This window comes from Hyphomicrobium sp. (assembly GCF_036833075.1).
Taxonomy (GTDB): Bacteria; Pseudomonadota; Alphaproteobacteria; order Rhizobiales; family Hyphomicrobiaceae; genus Hyphomicrobium_C.
This window is the reverse complement of the sequence record NZ_DAITQL010000089.1, coordinates 1-16,152: the sequence shown is the minus strand read 5'-3', so window position 1 is coordinate 16,152 and position 16,152 is coordinate 1. Positions and strand designations below refer to the sequence as shown.

The window sequence follows — 16,152 nt, the reverse complement described above, 5'->3', positions numbered from 1 at the left end:
CGCCCTGCCCGACGATGTAGCGGTCGAGCTCGGAGACGATTTCACGCGGCGAGAATGTGGTCATGAGGATCTTCCGTCAGGCAGGTGGTGGAATGGAATGGCGAAGCGAGCCGAGCGGCAACAGCGGCAGCAGCGTGCGCCGCAACGTGCGCCATCCGGCAGAGAGACCAAGGACGACAACGGCAAGGCCGAGGAGCGTCAGCGAGAGCCCCAGGTCCTGTGTCACGCCCTGGGAGAGAAGGTAGCCCATCGCCACCCCCGCATACGTGAGGCCGGAGACGAGGGGCGCGCGCCGGTCGATGACGAGGGCGACAAGGCCGAGCAGCACGAAAACGCCGAGCACGGCCAGCGCCTCTCCCGTGCCCATGCCGGACGGGCTGCCGACGAGCAGCTTGAGGCCGCCGTGCACGATCATGGGCGCGGCCACGAGGTGCAGCCAGAACGCGATGTCCGACCGCCGCGTGCGCCGCGCGAGGTCGCTGGCGTCGACGCGGAGCGCAACGAGGAAGATGCCGGCGCCGACCGCCGCGAGCAGCAGGGTCGTGCTGTGGTCGGGCATGGCGAGCGAAACCGTGTTCGCGATGATGCATGTGAGCCCGAGCGCGGCGATCGCCCAGTCGATCGGCACCTGGAAGCGCCGCTCGTGCGCGACCGCCGCCAGCGCCGCGCCAAGGCCCGCGACGATGAAGGTCGCGTTGGTCGGGATCTGGCCGCCGAGCGAGGCCGCGGCGAATGCGGCTCCGCCGGCAAACATGATCGCAAGCGCGATCGACGGCAGCGCCAGCCGCATGCGGCGCGAGAAGACCTCCGAAAGGCCCCAGGCCGCGAGCATGGCCAGCACCGCAAAGCCGATGCGGAACCCGAGCGCGCCGGCGAGCGCGAACAGCGCCGCGACGAGAAGGCCGACGCCGATGGTCACGAACACGTCGTTGAAGCCGCCGATCAGCCGGAACTTTTCGTCGTCCGGGCCGACGGATGGCTCGATGGTGGGTGACTCGATGGCGGGCACGCCCGGGTGCGAGCCTGCCGCCAGGTCGCGGAGCCGTCGGGCCTGGTCGGCCGTGAGGATGCCTTGCACGACGGCGGCCTCGATGTGTTCATCCCGGATCATCCGGCCTCCCGATGTCACCGGCTCACGAGAGCCCGCCCGCTCGGACGACGGGCGAGCGAGGGAAGCGACGGACGAGATGCGAGGGCCCTGGCCATGACGTGCTCCGGGGAGAAAGACGCGGCTACCGCGACGACGGCAGGCTTTCGATCACGAGGTTGGCGTTCGTATAGACGCAGATCTCGCCGGCGATCGCCATCGCGCGCCGTGCGATCGCCTCGGCGTCGAGCGGCTGGTCGAGGAGCGCGCGGGCCGCTGCGAGTGCATACATGCCGCCCGATCCGATGCCCGTCACGTGATGCTCGGGCTCGAGCACGTCGCCGGTGCCCGTGAGCACGAGCGTGATGTCGGCATCGGCGACGATCATCATCGCCTCGAGCCGGCGCAGGAACCGGTCCGTTCTCCAGTCCTTGGCAAGCTCCACCGCGGCCCGCATGAGCTGCCCCGGGTATTGCTCGAGCTTGCCTTCGAGCCGCTCGAACAGCGTGAACGCATCCGCGGTCGCGCCGGCGAATCCGCCGATAACGCCGCTTTTACCGAGTTGGCGCACCTTGCGCGCATTGGCCTTGATGATGGTGGCCCCGAGGCTCACCTGGCCGTCGCCGGCGATGACCACGCGCCCTTCCTTGCGGACGGTAAGGATGGTCGTCGCGTGCCAGGAGCCGCCGTCTGCGGGGGAATGCGGGGTGTTTGCCATGAATCCTGCGCCAAGGACGTTGGGCCGCGGCCGAGGGGCGCGTCGCGGGCGCTCTGGAACCGGGTCTCCGAAGCTGATAAACGCTGGGGTCCGTTAAGGCAACAACGGCAGGTTGCCCCGGGGACCTCGGGGACACGCTGCCAAATGAGGATGATCGTGAAGCGGCAAGCCACCATCGCTCGCAGAACCAAGGAAACCGAGATCACCGCCACCATCGATCTCGACGGCACCGGCGTGTCGGAGATCGCGACCGGCATCGGCTTCCTGGACCACATGCTGGAGCAGCTGGCCCGCCACGGCCTGTTCGACATCAAGCTCGCCGCCAAGGGTGATCTGCACATCGACTTCCATCACACGACGGAGGACGTCGGCATCGTGCTCGGCCAGGCGGTGGCCAAGGCGCTCGGCGACAAGCAGGGCATCACGCGCTATGCGGACGTGCTCCTGCCGATGGACGAGGCGCTGACGCGCGTCGCCCTCGACATCTCGGGCCGCCCGTACCTGGTTTGGAAGGTGGCGTTCTCGCAGCCCAAGGTCGGCGACATGGACACCGAGCTGTTCCGCGAGTGGTTTCAGGCGTTTGCCCAGAACGCCGGGATCACGCTGCATGTCGAGAGCCTGTACGGCGACAACAACCACCACATCGCCGAGACCTGCTATAAGGGCTTAGCGCGCGCGCTCCGCGGGGCCGTCGCGCTCGATCCGCGGCAGGTGGGACGCGTTCCCTCTACCAAGGGAATGCTGGCCTGATGCTGGGATGGCTTTTGAGTGGGATGGCGCGCGTGTCGGCGTTCACGGTTCATGAGCCGCCCGCTTCCGGCGGCACGAGGCTCGCGCGGGCGGAAAGCCTGGTCTTCGTCGGCGACGGCTTTTCCTGGCGCGCGGCGCTGTTCTCGCCCGTCTACCTCATCGTCTGCGGAGAGTGGCTGGCGCTCGCCGTCTATGCGACTGCCGCCGTGGCGTTGGCCGCCCTCCTGGCGCTCATCGGCGCCCAGGGCGATTGGGCGGTCTGGATGTTCGTGCTCCTCAATGTCGTCATCGGCTTCGAGATGAGCGACCTCAAGCGCTGGTCGCTCGCACGGGCGGGCTGGCGGGAGATCGCGACCGTGAGCGGCCGGGGCCAGGACGACGCCGAGCGCCGCTTCTTCGAAGCCTGGCTTCCGGCCGTCCCGGCGGACGGGCCCGATGCCGGCGGCGCTACGCGCGAGGCGGCGACCGGCTTCGAAACGCGCCTCGAGGCCGGCGTCCGGCGTCTGGCGCAGCGCCTGCGCACCCCGTTCGCTCCCGGCACCTGAAGCTCCATGCAGCGCGTCGTCATCATCGATTACGGATCCGGCAACCTTCACTCGGCTGCCAAAGCCTTCGAGCGCGCCGCAGGCGAGGCGGGGGCCGCCGCCGAGATCGTCGTCAGCGCCAAGGCCGAGGACGTGCGCGCGGCGGACCGTGTCGTGCTCCCCGGCGTCGGCGCCTTCGCCGACTGCAAGCGTGGCCTCGAAGCCGTGCCCGGCCTGCGCGAGGCGCTGGAGGACGCCGTGCACGGCCGCGGCCGCCCGTTCCTCGGCATCTGCGTCGGCATGCAGCTCCTGGCGACGCGCGGCCTCGAGTTCGAGGTGACGGACGGGCTCGGCTGGATTGCGGGCGACGTGCGGGCCATCGCGCCCGGCGACCCCGCGCTCAAGATTCCGCACATGGGCTGGAACACGCTCGACGTGCGGACGGATCACGCGCTGCTGTCCGGCATTCCGACCGGCCCCGAGGGGTTGCACGCCTATTTCGTGCACTCCTATCATTTCGTGCCGGCCGACCGCGCCGTGGTCGTCGCCGAGACCGATTACGGCGGCCCCGTCACCGCCCTGATCGCCAAGGGCAATGTCGCGGGCACGCAGTTCCACCCCGAGAAGAGCCAGACGCTCGGCCTCACCCTGATCGCCAATTTCCTGAAGTGGAAGCCCTAGGTTGCGTCCCCTCTCCCCGATGGGGAGAGGGACAGGGTGAGGGGGCACTGCACGGCTTCGATCCAAGTCGGAAAGAGGCTAGCGCCGCCCTGGCCCCGAGGGAGGGGACACGGGGCTGAGCGGCTGGACTCGCCCCGGCCCGGCGTTTATTGAGCACGTCCGAACTCACAACCGGACACCGGCTCATGACCAACACCCACGACGCCCGCACGCGCCTCTACGAGATCGTCAGGACGAAGTCGTTCGTGCGCGGTCCCGTGGTGCTCGCCTCCGGCAAGGAGAGCGACCACTACTTCGACATGAAGCCCTCGATGTTCGATCCCGAGGGTGCCGATCTCCTGGCCGAGCTTATCTTCGCGCGCATCTCGGAAACGGGCGCCGACATCGTGGGCGGCCTCGAGATGGGCGCCGTGCCGCTGATCACGCCCATCTCCATCGCCAGCCGCCGTGCGGGACGGCCGATGCCGGGCTTCTTCGTGCGCAAGACCGTGAAGGACCACGGCACCCGGAAGCTGGTGGAAGGCTTGAGCGATGTGGCCGGCAAGCGCGTCGTCATCGTCGAGGACGTGACCACCACCGGCGGCTCGGCCATGAAGGCGGTCGAGGCGCTCACGGCGGCCGGCGCCACGGTGACGCTCGTCGTCTCGATCCTCGACCGCGAGGAAGGCGCCGAGAAGCTCTATGCCGATGCCGGCATCCCCTTCGCGTCCCTCTTCAAGGCGAGCGAGTTCCTGAAGAGCTGACGAAGCTCCGTATCGAGCGGATTGATTTTAACGTGGATCAAGATCAGGGTTCGGGCGCTGGGGCAGAGACGAGTTGGAAACGGCGGACGCGGCCTGTTGCCGTCGAGGGCAACAGCGGCGATGGGCCGTGCGGGGTTCATTTCCGCCGTTTCCTTTTCCGCCTGACCTCTGCGGCCGATGCAACGGCACTCCCCATGCGGTGGCCGACGGTCCTCCCCCGAAGCAGCATGCCGATTAAAAAAGGGAGGCTCAAAAGCCTCCCTTGAACTGATGCATGATGTGCTGGCGCAGGGTGCGCTGAGCGCGTCGATGCACTGTTGCTGCGAGCGGGCGTGCGCCGGACGTTCGGCCTCAGCAGGCTTCGGCGAACGGCAGCTCGGGCTCGTCCGTTGCCGGCTTCGGCATCGGGAAGGCGATGACGTTGGTGTCGCCGCCGGTTTCGACGCCCGCCTGACGCCGCTTGAACCAGCGGATCGAGGTATTGGTCAGGACCGCCTCCTCCTTGACGCGCTGGATGAGCAGGCCGTCCTCGGAATCGAGGATGCGCGTCAATTTGGCCTCCAGCGCTTCCTCGCTCTCGTCGCTGCGCACATACCAGGTCTGCTCGAGCGGGCGCGCCCAGCTCTGGCCGGCAGCCATGATCGCCTGGGCGACGACGTGCTTGATGAGGTGCGGCTTGGCGAGATCGTACGAGATGAGGTAGGTGCGCATGGGGCTCTCCGTGGGCAAGAAGAGGGGGAAGCTCGGTGAGAACGTAGAGAGAACGTGGCATGAGTCGCTCACCACGTCTAGAGTCCGTTCGAACTTTGTTCTCTTGAGGGTCGGGTCGCGGTCAGACCATGGCAGACAGGGCTGCCGCAGGCGCCGGAAGAGATTGCCCCCAACCAGGAGGAAATAAAAACATACCTGAAAAATCAAAGCAATAAGTCATATTGCTGCATGCAACTTCAACGCGCGGCCCGCTCACTCGAAAAGCCGCAATTGGTCCGGATGGACCGCCTTCGACTGGCTGAGGTGCGGACCCGGATCGATCCGGTCGGCAAGCGCCGGAAACTTCGCCAGAAAGAGACGGAGCGCCTTGGCGCGGCTCTCCGGGAAACGGTCCTCCTGCCAGATCTCGTAGAGCCGGCGCGGATCGCAGCCGTAGCGGCGAATGAGGTCGCGTGGGCGGATCCTGAGCCAGCGCGCGATCCAGATATCGACCGCGTCCGCTTCCGTGAGGGCGGCGCGCGGCGCGTGGGAAGGTGGCGGAACGGGATCGGTGAACTGCATAACGTGACGACGCACTTGACGCTTTGAACCAATCACGATTGATCGGGCGCGAAGACAGCAATCTTATGGCACAACCCCGCGAGGAACCGACTTGATCCTTTTTCCGGCCATCGACCTCAAAGACGGCAAGTGCGTCCGCCTGAAGCTCGGGGACATGAATGCGGCCACCGTCTTCAACGACGATCCGGCCGCCCAGGCCCGGTCCTTCGAGAGCCAGGGCTTCACCTATCTGCATATCGTCGATCTGAACGGGGCGTTCGCCGGCAAGCCGGTCAATGCGCCGGCCGTGGAAGCGATCCTCAAGGCCATTACGATGCCCGCCCAGCTCGGCGGCGGCATCCGCGACCTGGCGACCATCGAATCCTGGCTCGCCCGCGGCATCCGCCGTGTCATCCTCGGCACCGTGGCCGTGCGCGATCCCGCGCTCGTCCGCGAAGCCTGCAAAGCCTTCCCGGGCCGCATCGCCGTCGGCATCGACGCCAAGGGCGGCAAGGTCGCGGTCGAAGGCTGGGCCGAAACGTCGGAGCTCACCGCCATCGACCTCGCACGCCGGTTCGAGGACGCTGGCGTCGCCGCCATCGTCTACACCGACATCGAGCGCGACGGCGTGCTGAAGGGCCTGAACCTCGCCGCCACCGCCGAGCTGGCCCGCGCCACCTCGATCCCCGTCATCGCTTCCGGCGGCCTCGCGTCCCTCAACGACGTGAAAGCGCTGCTCGCGCCCGAATATGAGAGGCTCGAAGGTGCCATCACCGGCCGCGCGCTCTATGATGGCCGCCTCGACGCGCGCGAGGCGCTAGCCCTGCTCGGCGCCGCAGGCTAGGGTCTTGCCTATTGAGGTGGCGACATCAGAGCTTTGATTTCGACATATCTGGACTCCGGCCTTCGCCGGAGTGACGTCAGATCTGGTGCGGTTAACGTCATCCCGGCGCAGGCCGGGATCCAGACACGCTTGCCGCATCATGTGCCGCTGGTTCCGCCAAGACCGGAAATGCTCTAGGCTTGCAATGCTGAAAACCCGCATCATCCCCTGCCTCGACGTCAAGGACGGCCGCGTCGTCAAGGGCGTGAATTTCGTCGACCTTATCGATGCGGGCGATCCGGTCGAGGCCGCGGCCGCCTACGACGCCGCCGGCGCCGACGAGCTGTGCTTCCTCGACATCACGGCTTCGCACGAGGACCGCGACGTCATCTTCGACGTCGTCGAGCGCACGGCCGAGCGCTGCTTCATGCCGCTGACCGTCGGCGGCGGCGTGCGCACCGTGGACGACATCCGGAAGCTGCTCGAAGCCGGCGCCGACAAGGTCTCGATCAACACCGCAGCCGTGACGAACCGCGCGTTCGTGCGCGAGGCCTCCGAGAAGTTCGGCGCCCAGTGCATCGTGGTCGCGATCGACGCCAAGCGCGTCTCGGCAGACGGCGAGCCGCCGCGCTGGGAGATCTTCACCCACGGCGGCCGCAAGCCGACCGGTATCGATGCGGTCGCCTACGCCCGCGAGGTCGTGAGCCTCGGCGCGGGCGAGATCCTGCTGACGTCCATGGATCGCGACGGCACCAAAGCCGGCTTCGACATCGCGCTGACGCGCGCCGTATCGGATGCGGTGCCCGTGCCGGTCATCGCCTCGGGCGGCGTCGGCACGCTCGATCATCTCGTGGCGGGCGTGAAGGACGGCCACGCGAGCGCCGTGCTCGCGGCTTCGATCTTCCACTTCGGAACCTACACCATCGGCGAGGCGAAGCGGCGCATGGCGGACGCCGGCATCGCGGTGCGCGGGGCGTAGGCGCGGCCGTCACGGCCAGAGGGCTCAGGTCCTGGGAAGGCTGGCCGAAGCGGCGGCGCGCGACAGCTTGCTCACGCACGCGGCAACGGCCGCCTCGACCTCGAACGAGGGGACGGGCCGGCTGAAATAGAAGCCTTGCATCTCCTCGCAGCCGGCGCCTGTCACGCCCTCGAGCTGCTCGAAGCCCTCGACCCCCTCGGCGACCGGCTCGATGCCGAGCGTCTTGGCGAGCCCCGCCACGGCACCGACGATCGCCATGCCGTCGTGTCGATCCGAGATCGCGTTGATGAACGACGGGTCGATCTTGATCTTGTCGAAGGCGAAAGCCCTGAGGTGGTTGAGCGAGGCGAAGCCCGTTCCGAAGTCGTCGAGCACCAGGCGCACGCCGAGCGCCCTGAGACGCTTCAGCGTGTCGAGCGCGCGCGCTTCGCGCCTCAAGAACGCCTGCTCGGTGATCTCGACCTCGAGGCGCCCCGGCGCGAGCCCGGACACATCGAGAGCATGCTGGATGCTGGCCGTCAGATCGGATTGATCGAGCTGCACGGCCGAGAGGTTGACCGCGACGTTGATCTTCGATCTCCACCCGGCGGCGTCCCGGCAAGCCTGGTGCAGGGCCCATTCGCCGAGCGAGACGATCAGGCCCGAGCTCTCCGCGATGGGAATGAACGTCGCCGGCGGCACGAGGCCGAGCTGAGGATGGTACCAGCGCATCAGCGCCTCGCAACCGGTCACGGTCCCCGCCCGCATGTCGACGATGGGCTGGTAGTGGAGGCCGAGCTGGCGATTGGCGAGCGCGTCGCGGAGCGCGGTGCGAAGCTCCATGCGCTCGTGAACGGCCGCTTCGTCGTCCGGCCTGTAGAAACGGGAGTGTCCGCGTCCGCAGGATTTCGCACGGTAGAGCGCCAAATCGGCCTTCCTGAGCAGCGTATCGGCATCTGAGCCGTGCTCGGGGGCGAGCGCAATTCCGATGCTGGCGCCGACGGCGGCGTTGGAGCCGAGCACGCGATAGGGAGCATTGAGCGTCCTGGCGAGGCGTTCGGCGAGCCCGGACGCCTGCTCGGCGCCTGAGATCGCCGTTTGTATGACGGCGAACTCGTCGCCGCCCACGCGTCCCACGATATCCGTTTCGCGCAAGGCCGCCTGCATGCGCCTGGCGGCGGCCCTGAGCACGGCGTCGCCGGCCGCGTGCCCGAGCGTGTCGTTGACCTGCTTGAAGTAGTCGAGGTCGATGAGATGCACGGCGAGCATGCCGTTCGTCTCGAGACGCGCGAGCGCCTCTTCGAGCGTCTCGCGCAGGTGAAAGCGGTTGGCGATCTCCGTCAGCGGGCAATGCCGCGCGAGCCAGGAGATGCGCTCTTGCGCGAGCGTCTTCTCGGTGACGTCCTCCTGGATGTCGACCCACCCGCCGTCCTCAAGGGGCTGGATGGTGACCAGCACGATGCGCCCGTCCGGGAGCGTGTGCGTGCGGCTGAAGATCTTGCCGTGCCGGATCTCGTCGCGCTGCCCGGCGATCCAGAGCTGCTGGCGCTTGAGATCCTCGGCCGAATTGGCGCAACCCTCCTTCGCGGCATGGTAGGCGATGATGCGCGAGAACGGGGTGCCGGGCTCTGTGAGCTCTTCCGGGAGATTGTAGAACTCGCGATAGAGCGCGTTGCAGACGATGAGGCGACCCTCGGAATCGAACATCGAAAGGCCGCGCGCCATGTTGTTGAGAGCGACCTCGAAGCGCGCGTTGATCTGCGCGAGCTTGCGGGTCTGCGCAAGGAGATGCTCGGCATCGAGGCTCGCGCCGGCTTCCGTCGAAGTAGCGGACGTCTCGGTCATGAGTTCCGGGCGAACCATAGGGAAGGCCGACTCCACGTTTTGCGGGGCACCCGATGGGCGGATGCCGCGGCAGTCCTGAAACGTTTAGAGGACGGGTGGTAAGGAGGCTGTAAAGCGTTCGATATGCAAAGGTTATGTTTGCAGGGGTGGTTGACGAGATCTTAAGGCGGACGCACATCCACCTGAATCTCATCGAGTATCGGACGCTGGCCTAGGTCGTCGCCTAGGGTGTCTTATCCGGGAACCGGCAGAGGTCGCGGATGAGGCAGCCGGGGCAGGCGGGCCGTCGCGCCTTGCACACGTAGCGTCCATGCAGGATCAGCCAATGATGGGCGTGCACGCCGTACTCGGGCGGGACTTTCGCCAGAAGGTCCGCCTCGACCGCGAGCGGCGTCTTGCCGGACGAGAGGCCGGTGCGGTTCGAGACGCGAAGCACATGCGTGTCGACGGCCATCGTCGGCGCGCCGAAGGCGATGTTCATGACCACGTTCGCCGTCTTGCGTCCGACGCCGGCCAGGGTTTCGAGCGCGTCGCGGTCGGCCGGAACCGCGCCGCCGAACTCGCGGATCAGCTTCTCGCTGAGCAGGAGGATGTTCTTCGCCTTGGCCCGGAAAAGCCCGATGGACTTGATGTGGTTGCGCAAGCCCTCCTCGCCGAGCGCGAGCATCTTCTGCGGCGTGTCGGCTTTCTCGAAAAGCGCCCGTGTCGCCTTGTTGACGCCCGCGTCCGTGGCCTGGGCCGAGAGCACGACCGCCACCAGAAGGGTGAACGGATTGGTGTAGGCGAGCTCGCCCTTGGGCTCGGGGTTGGCCGCCGCAAAGCGATGAAAAATCTCCCGGATTTCAGCGGCTGAAAGGGCGCGGCGGGCGCGGGGCCGCGCGCCGGTCCGCGGCGCCGGAACGGCCGGGCTGGCCGGCGCGGCGGAACGATCGAGGACGGATTGGCGCTTTGACAAGGTGATGTCCGGAATTAGGCTGTGACCATGAACGATAGCGGACCCCGATCCCCCGACGCGAGCACATTTCGCGCCGTCCTCCATTCCCATCGCTCGCTTTCGCCCAGGGGCTTTCTGATCCTGATGCTGGCGATCGGCAGCGTGAGCTTCGTCTCGGGAATGGTCTTTCTGTTGATGGGCGCGTGGCCGGTGATGGGGTTCTTCGGCCTCGACGTGGCGCTCGTTTATATCGCCTTCAGGCTCAACTACCGGGCCGCCCGGGCCTACGAGCTGGTGGAGCTCACGCCGCGCACCTTGACGCTCACGCAGGTGTCGGCTGCGGGCGAGACGAGGAGCCTCGCGTTCAATCCCTATTGGGTGCGCGTGTCGGTGACCGAGCGGCCCGATGGCGGCAATCACCTGACGCTCGCCTCGCACGGCCGCGAGCTCGAGTTCGGGCGTCTCTTGAACGACGAGGAGCGACGTGATTTCGGCGAGGCCCTGCGCCGCGCCCTCGACGCCCGCCGCATGAGCTTCTCCGCCTGACCTTCCCCTGCGTTCCGCGCGCCCATAGTCCCCGGTGCAAGGCCGGGCTCGCTTCGCGGAGCGATGGAAGAACGGCGCCGGCAAAAAACGAAGGCCGGGCACGCCCCCCGGTGCGCCCGGCCTTCCCCCTCATGTGACGGTATGGCGACTGATGACGGGTCGCGCGAAACCTCGTCTATGATCGCGTCAGATCCTCTCCCCCCGGCACGTCGCGGGTCGGTCTTATCAGAAACGCGGACCGCGATTTCGAACTCAAATCAAATTAACCGCGCTCTAAACGTCGGCCGGCTCCTTGCCGGGCACGCCCGCAAGCGCGGGAAGTCTGGGCTCCGCGATCTCGCGCTCGCGGCGGCGCGGCTGCGGCGGCTGGAACGCGCGGCGCGCGTGGAATTCGCAGTAGGGCAGTCCTGTGACCTTAGGCTTGCCGCAGAAATGGAAGTCCGCCATCTGCGGGTCCCCGATCGGCCACCGGCAGGAGCATTCGGTGAGGGTCTGGATCGTGCGCCGTTCCTTGAGCGGAATGACGAGCTCCTCGGCCGACGGCGTGAATGCCTCGGCCTCGGGCTGATAGAGGGCGCGCAGCGCCGGGTTGCCCTGCGGGGCGAAGCGGGATTTCTGCTGGACCCGCCGTGCGCTCGCGGCGGCGGCGGCACGGGCGCGGGGACGATGCGATTTCATGCGCGAGGTTGTGGCGCGGCCCGAGAGGCCGAGCCGGTGCACCTTGCCGATCACGGCGTTGCGCGTCACGCCGCCGAGCCGCCCGGCGATCTGGCTCGCGCTGAGACCTTCCGACCAGAGCTTTTTCAGAAGCTCAACCCGTTCATCGTTCCACGCCATAGTCGGTGCTCCTCAAAGCATGAGCCGCCCGGGCCGAGGCCGGACTGGCAGGCGCGCGAAGAAGACCGGCGGCGGAGCCACGCACGGCGAGAGATGCACGCCAAGCGTGAACAGGGCCACAGCCTGCTCGCAACGCGAACTGAAGATGACGCAGGAACTAGAGCGGGTTGGCGGCTAAGCCGCTGATACTGAAACCCGGACGCAGGCCAGACGGAACGAGGGAGCCGATCGGGCGACCGGCGACGCTGAGATAGCCACGCTACAACGCGACATATCGTGTCTGGACCCTGTTAACCTACAATAACTTGATTTTCTTGTACAAGCAGGCGGCTGACCAAACTGGGCCATTGACAGGAACGCGTGGCTGCTTCGCCACAGAGTGAGTCGCGGCACCCCCGTAGATAAGGCCCGTTGCGACTGTCCCCGATATTATTGCGCTCCTCGACGGCACGGTGATGACCCGGCGCGCACGGCCCCGTACCGGAGCGTTTCGCTCCGTTGACTTTACCACACGGCGCGCGTATCACCGCTGCTTTCGCGTGGCCGCCGGGGGGCGGCTTTCGTCTTTTTTGGGGAGCGGATGGGCGCTGTGTCCAAACCTCTCACAGCCTCGAGCACGGACCAAACGGGCGCTGCCAAGGGCCCGTCGCCTGCGGTCATGGGCACCTACGCGCGCCAGGACATCGTTTTCGCCCGGGGCGAGGGCGTCTGGCTCGAGACCGAGGCCGGCGAGCGCTACCTCGACTTCGGATCCGGCATCGCGGTCAATGCGCTGGGTCATGCGCATCCCCGAATGATCGCCGCGCTGACGGAGCAGGCCGGCAAGCTCTGGCATACGTCCAACCTCTACCGGGTGGCGGGACAGGAGCGGCTGGCCGAGCGTCTCGTGGCGGCGACGTTCGCCGACAGGGTTTTCTTCTGCAATTCCGGCGCCGAGGCGTGCGAAGGCGCCATCAAGGCCGCGCGCCGCTATCACTTCGTCACCGGACACCCCGAGCGCTGGCGCATCGTGACCTGCTCGGGCTCCTTCCACGGCCGCACGCTCGCGACCCTCGCCGCCGCCGGAAACCCCAAGTACCTCGAAGGCTTCGGCCCCGAAACCCCGGGCTTCGACCACGTGCCTTATGGCGATCTCGACGCCGTTGCGGCCGTGATCGGCCCCGAGACGGCGGCCGTCATGATCGAGCCGGTGCAGGGCGAGGGCGGCGTCAACGTCGGCTCGGCGGACTATCTGAGGGGCCTGCGCACGCTCTGTGACGACGCCGGCATCCTGCTCGTCCTCGACGAGGTGCAGACCGGCGTCGGCCGCTCGGGCAAGCTCTTTTCTCATGAGTGGGCGGACATCGCGCCGGACATCATGGCGGTTGCCAAGGGCATCGGCGGCGGCTTTCCGCTCGGCGCCGTTCTGGCGACGGAGGCGGCCGCTCAAGGCCTCACGCCCGGCACGCACGGCTCGACCTTCGGCGGCAACCCGCTGGCGATGGCCGTGGGAGACGCAGTGCTCGACGTGGTGCTCGCGCCGGGCTTCCTCGAAGGCGTGCAGCAGAAGGCATTGCGCCTGCGCCAGGGCTTGGCGCGCCTTCAGGACCAGTTCCCGGGTCTCGTCACCGAGGTGCGCGGCCAGGGGCTGCTGTCGGGCATCAAGGTCGCGGTCGCGCCCGCCGATGTGGTCGCGGCAGCCCGTGCCGAGCGGGTGCTCGTCGTCGGCGCCGGCGACGGCGTCGTGCGCATCCTGCCGCCGCTCATCGTCGCCGATCACGAGATCAGCGAAGGCATCGAGCGCCTGTCGCGGGCGCTGGCGCAGATCTCCAAATCCAAAACCTGAACCCAAACCCCGACTGGAGCCGGCCGAAGGCCATGGCAAAACCGACCGCTATTCGACATTTCCTGGATCTCGACGAGATCGACGCCAAGACGCTCCGGCGCATCATCGATACCGCCCACGCCATGAAAAAGGCCGGCAAGCGCGTGCCCGCGAAGTTGAAGCCCAAGGGCATCGCGGACGACGTCCTGGTCATGATCTTCGAGAAGCCCTCGACGCGCACCCGCGTGTCGTTCGACATCGCCATGCGCCAGCTCGGCGGCCAGACGATCATGCTGAACCAGAACGACCTTCAGCTCGGCCGCGGCGAAAGCATCGCCGATACGGCGCGCGTGCTGTCGCGCTATGCGGACGCCATCATGATCCGCGCCAACTCCCACCGCACGCTGCTCGATCTCGCCGCGCACGCGACGGTGCCGGTGATCAACGGGCTGACCGACAAGACGCACCCCTGCCAGATCATGGCCGATATCATGACCTTCGAGGAGAGCGTGGGTCCCATCAAGGGGCGCACGGTGGCGTGGGTCGGAGACGGCAACAACGTCGCGGCGTCCTGGATGCAGGCCGCAGCGAAATTCGGCTTCGAGCTGCGCGTGGCCTGTCCGGCGGAGCTGGCCCCGAGCGACGCCATCGTCGACTGGGTGCGCCGCGAGAAAGCCAGCGTCTCCATCATGACCGATCCGGTGAAGGCGGTGCGCGGCGTCGATTGCATCGTCACCGATACCTGGGTTTCCATGGGCGACACGGACGGCGCCCGCAGGAAACAGCTTCTGAAGCCCTACGCCGTCGACGCGGCGTTGATGGCCAAGGCGGCCAAGGGCGCGATTTTCATGCATTGCCTGCCGGCCTACCGCGGCAACGAGGTGACCGAGGACGTCCTCGAGGGACCCCAGTCGGTGGTGTTCGACGAGGCCGAGAACCGCCTGCACGCGCAGAAGGCCATCCTGGCCTGGTGTCTCGCCGGCGCCTGACGGCCGCCGCGCCGGACGACACCCGCTGCGTTGAGCGCGCCTCAATTGCGCGATTGCCGAGGGGAAACGGAGCCTTTCCGGACACCGTAAAAGGTGGTGTAAGAGAGCGCACCGCGGCGCGCTCGCACGATAGACCATGATCACTTCAGGCCCTGCCAGCCTGAAGTGTGAATCATCGGTCACATCAAAGTAGAGAGAGCGCAATCCCGATACGATCGAAAATGATCACGCTCATCCTTTATGAGCACGCGACCTAGGGGAGTCCGAATGACAAGTCGTTCCGTTGCCGGTCTCGGCCTCTTTCTGGGCCTTGGCCTGATCGGCGTCGTCTTTTCGGCCCGCGCGGCCGAGCCGTTGGGCCTCCTCGCATCGGCCGGCTTCGTCAATCTCGGGCTCGCCGCTTTCGGCATCAGTGAGCGGCGCGCGTTGAACCGCTCGGGCGTAGCCGCGAGCGCGGTCGAGAGCGCCACCGCGCGCGCCATGGGGCTCATCTGGCTTTGGGGGGCAGCCGCGCTAGTGCTGGTCTACACGCTCGTTCTCTCGTGGCGCGAGTGGACGCATTTTTCGGCAGCCTTTGCGGGTGCGGGCCTCCTCTGCTTCGGCTTCTCGGCGCTTCTCGCCAGGGACGCGCGCCGGGGACGCGACGACCCGACGCTGCTCAGGCTCGGCCGCTATCTCGGCATCGGCCAGCTGGTCGGCATGATCGCGACGCTAATTGGCCTCGCCGTCGATCCGGACAAGGAGATCCTCCACGCCGTCGACAGCGATTGGGCGGGCAATGGCCTCTTTCTGTTCGGTGCGCTGGCGCTGGCGCTAGTGTCGGCCCAGGCGTTGATTGACCGCAATAGGGATTCCCCCTAGTGAAGAGGCTCGCATGAGCATCAATCACCATGGGCGTCCCTACGCGCCGAGGATCTCTTTGCGGCCGCTTCTTCCGTGGCTGCTGCTGGCCTCCGCGCTGAGCGTCACCATGATGGTGCTCGGGGCCGGCCGCGGCGATGGCTTCCTGCCGTCACTCGCGGCGGGGATTCTCGCGGCGCTGGTCGTCGGCACCGGCCTCGGCATCAACGCGCCGCTCTGGTCGGGAAGCAGCGGGCCGGCCGCGCGTCCGGACGGACAGGTGGCGATCCGCGAGGTGCTGCGCTGCAACGTCTGGCTCGCGGCCCTCGTCTACGCCTGGGGCGCGTCGGCGCTGTTCGCCGTCTACTCCCTGTCCGATGTCGTCTGGCGCCACGCCTTCCAATACGGCTTCGGCGCCGCACTGTTCGCCGCCTGCATCGGCCTTTACGGCTTGAGGCTCGGGCGGGCGGGCAACGTGAAGCTCCCGCCTCTGGCGCTGACGATCGTCCACGGCCTCGCCGCCGCGGGCGGCCTCGCCTATCTCATCGGCACCGACAAGCTTGCGACGGAAAAGGGAGACTGGGCCGCCAACGAGGTGTTCCTGTGGGGCGGCTTTGCGATCGTTGCGCTCTGCATTATGTCGGCCGTGACGCAGACGCGGGCCGCCAAAGCGTTTTCAAGCGAAGTGGACACCACTTCGCGTTAAGAAACGCGTCAAACCAAAGACAGAGAGCCTCGCCTCTGATCCCATCAGAGGCGAACAGGCTCTAGAGCGCGTTCATCTTTAGCTGAATCGCGAGGGATTCCCAAACGGCCGCGAAT

Annotated in this window: 18 protein-coding genes; 11 read left to right on the top strand and 7 right to left on the bottom strand. The window is 67.3% G+C overall.

Going from position 1 to position 16,152, the window contains the following annotated elements:
• Window positions 1–76: 76 nt before the first annotated feature.
• Both V7082_RS18495 and hslV read right to left on the bottom strand, forming a co-directional pair.
• Window positions 77–1,111, bottom strand: coding sequence for a hypothetical protein (locus V7082_RS18495; RefSeq protein ID WP_334150886.1), 1,035 nt, complete (start codon window positions 1,109–1,111; stop codon window positions 77–79).
• 121 nt (window positions 1,112–1,232) lie between these two features.
• The gene (gene hslV / locus V7082_RS18490; protein WP_334150884.1) at window positions 1,233–1,805 is read right to left on the bottom strand and encodes an ATP-dependent protease subunit HslV; all 573 of its coding nucleotides are present in this window, start codon (window positions 1,803–1,805) and stop codon (window positions 1,233–1,235) included.
• 150 nt (window positions 1,806–1,955) lie between these two features.
• Here hslV and hisB point away from each other — a divergent pair, with 150 nt between their 5' ends.
• From hisB to pyrE, 4 genes are all read left to right on the top strand, one after another.
• Window positions 1,956–2,555 carry an imidazoleglycerol-phosphate dehydratase HisB gene (gene hisB, locus V7082_RS18485; RefSeq protein WP_334150890.1) on the top strand — a complete coding sequence of 200 codons (600 nt, stop codon included), beginning with the start codon at window positions 1,956–1,958 and terminating at the stop codon, window positions 2,553–2,555.
• Window positions 2,555–3,100 (top strand): DUF2628 domain-containing protein, encoded by a 546-nt coding sequence (locus V7082_RS18480; RefSeq protein WP_334150883.1) that lies wholly within the window; start codon window positions 2,555–2,557, stop codon window positions 3,098–3,100. The genes hisB and V7082_RS18480 overlap by 1 nt, the downstream gene beginning before the upstream one ends.
• Window positions 3,101–3,106: 6 nt before the next feature.
• Window positions 3,107–3,760, top strand: a complete 654-nt coding sequence (gene hisH / locus V7082_RS18475) for an imidazole glycerol phosphate synthase subunit HisH (protein WP_334150881.1) — start codon at window positions 3,107–3,109, stop codon at window positions 3,758–3,760.
• A 185-nt stretch (window positions 3,761–3,945) separates the two neighbouring features.
• Complete coding sequence (gene pyrE, locus V7082_RS18470) at window positions 3,946–4,503, top strand: orotate phosphoribosyltransferase (protein ID WP_334150879.1); 558 nt, start codon at window positions 3,946–3,948, stop codon at window positions 4,501–4,503.
• A 351-nt stretch (window positions 4,504–4,854) separates the two neighbouring features.
• Here pyrE and V7082_RS18465 read toward each other — a convergent pair whose 3' ends face one another.
• Window positions 4,855–5,214: a hypothetical protein gene (locus V7082_RS18465; protein ID WP_334150878.1), complete on the bottom strand. Its 360-nt coding sequence runs from the start codon at window positions 5,212–5,214 to the stop codon at window positions 4,855–4,857.
• A 252-nt stretch (window positions 5,215–5,466) separates the two neighbouring features.
• Complete coding sequence (locus tag V7082_RS18460; RefSeq protein ID WP_334150876.1) at window positions 5,467–5,790, bottom strand: hypothetical protein; 324 nt, start codon at window positions 5,788–5,790, stop codon at window positions 5,467–5,469.
• Between the two features lie 76 nt (window positions 5,791–5,866).
• Between V7082_RS18460 and hisA the strand changes: the two genes are divergently transcribed.
• Entirely contained in the window at window positions 5,867–6,598 is a 732-nt protein-coding gene (gene hisA, locus V7082_RS18455; RefSeq protein ID WP_334150875.1) for a 1-(5-phosphoribosyl)-5-[(5-phosphoribosylamino)methylideneamino]imidazole-4-carboxamide isomerase, read from the top strand.
• A 184-nt stretch (window positions 6,599–6,782) separates the two neighbouring features.
• Complete coding sequence (hisF, locus tag V7082_RS18450) at window positions 6,783–7,556, top strand: imidazole glycerol phosphate synthase subunit HisF (protein WP_334150874.1); 774 nt, start codon at window positions 6,783–6,785, stop codon at window positions 7,554–7,556.
• A 24-nt stretch (window positions 7,557–7,580) separates the two neighbouring features.
• Here hisF and V7082_RS18445 read toward each other — a convergent pair whose 3' ends face one another.
• Complete coding sequence (locus V7082_RS18445; protein WP_334150873.1) at window positions 7,581–9,380, bottom strand: putative bifunctional diguanylate cyclase/phosphodiesterase; 1,800 nt, start codon at window positions 9,378–9,380, stop codon at window positions 7,581–7,583.
• 223 nt (window positions 9,381–9,603) lie between these two features.
• Window positions 9,604–10,341: an endonuclease III gene (gene nth, locus V7082_RS18440; RefSeq protein ID WP_442909819.1), complete on the bottom strand. Its 738-nt coding sequence runs from the start codon at window positions 10,339–10,341 to the stop codon at window positions 9,604–9,606.
• A gap of 21 nt (window positions 10,342–10,362) precedes the next feature.
• Here nth and V7082_RS18435 point away from each other — a divergent pair, with 21 nt between their 5' ends.
• Complete coding sequence (locus V7082_RS18435) at window positions 10,363–10,860, top strand: DUF2244 domain-containing protein (RefSeq protein WP_334150871.1); 498 nt, start codon at window positions 10,363–10,365, stop codon at window positions 10,858–10,860.
• A gap of 273 nt (window positions 10,861–11,133) precedes the next feature.
• Here V7082_RS18435 and V7082_RS18430 read toward each other — a convergent pair whose 3' ends face one another.
• On the bottom strand, window positions 11,134–11,697 hold the full coding sequence (locus tag V7082_RS18430; protein WP_334150870.1) for a GcrA family cell cycle regulator: 564 nt from the start codon (window positions 11,695–11,697) through the stop codon (window positions 11,134–11,136).
• Between the two features lie 658 nt (window positions 11,698–12,355).
• Here V7082_RS18430 and V7082_RS18425 point away from each other — a divergent pair.
• The 4 genes from V7082_RS18425 to V7082_RS18410 all read left to right on the top strand — a co-directional run bounded on the left by V7082_RS18425 (window position 12,356) and on the right by V7082_RS18410 (window position 16,036).
• Window positions 12,356–13,522, top strand: a complete 1,167-nt coding sequence (locus V7082_RS18425; protein ID WP_334150888.1) for an aspartate aminotransferase family protein — start codon at window positions 12,356–12,358, stop codon at window positions 13,520–13,522.
• Window positions 13,523–13,554: 32 nt separating this feature from the next.
• Entirely contained in the window at window positions 13,555–14,490 is a 936-nt protein-coding gene (argF, locus tag V7082_RS18420; protein ID WP_334150869.1) for an ornithine carbamoyltransferase, read from the top strand.
• Between the two features lie 267 nt (window positions 14,491–14,757).
• The gene (locus V7082_RS18415) at window positions 14,758–15,351 is read left to right on the top strand and encodes a hypothetical protein (RefSeq protein ID WP_334150868.1); all 594 of its coding nucleotides are present in this window, start codon (window positions 14,758–14,760) and stop codon (window positions 15,349–15,351) included.
• A 13-nt stretch (window positions 15,352–15,364) separates the two neighbouring features.
• On the top strand, window positions 15,365–16,036 hold the full coding sequence (locus V7082_RS18410) for a hypothetical protein (RefSeq protein ID WP_334150867.1): 672 nt from the start codon (window positions 15,365–15,367) through the stop codon (window positions 16,034–16,036).
• Window positions 16,037–16,152 lie beyond the last annotated feature (116 nt).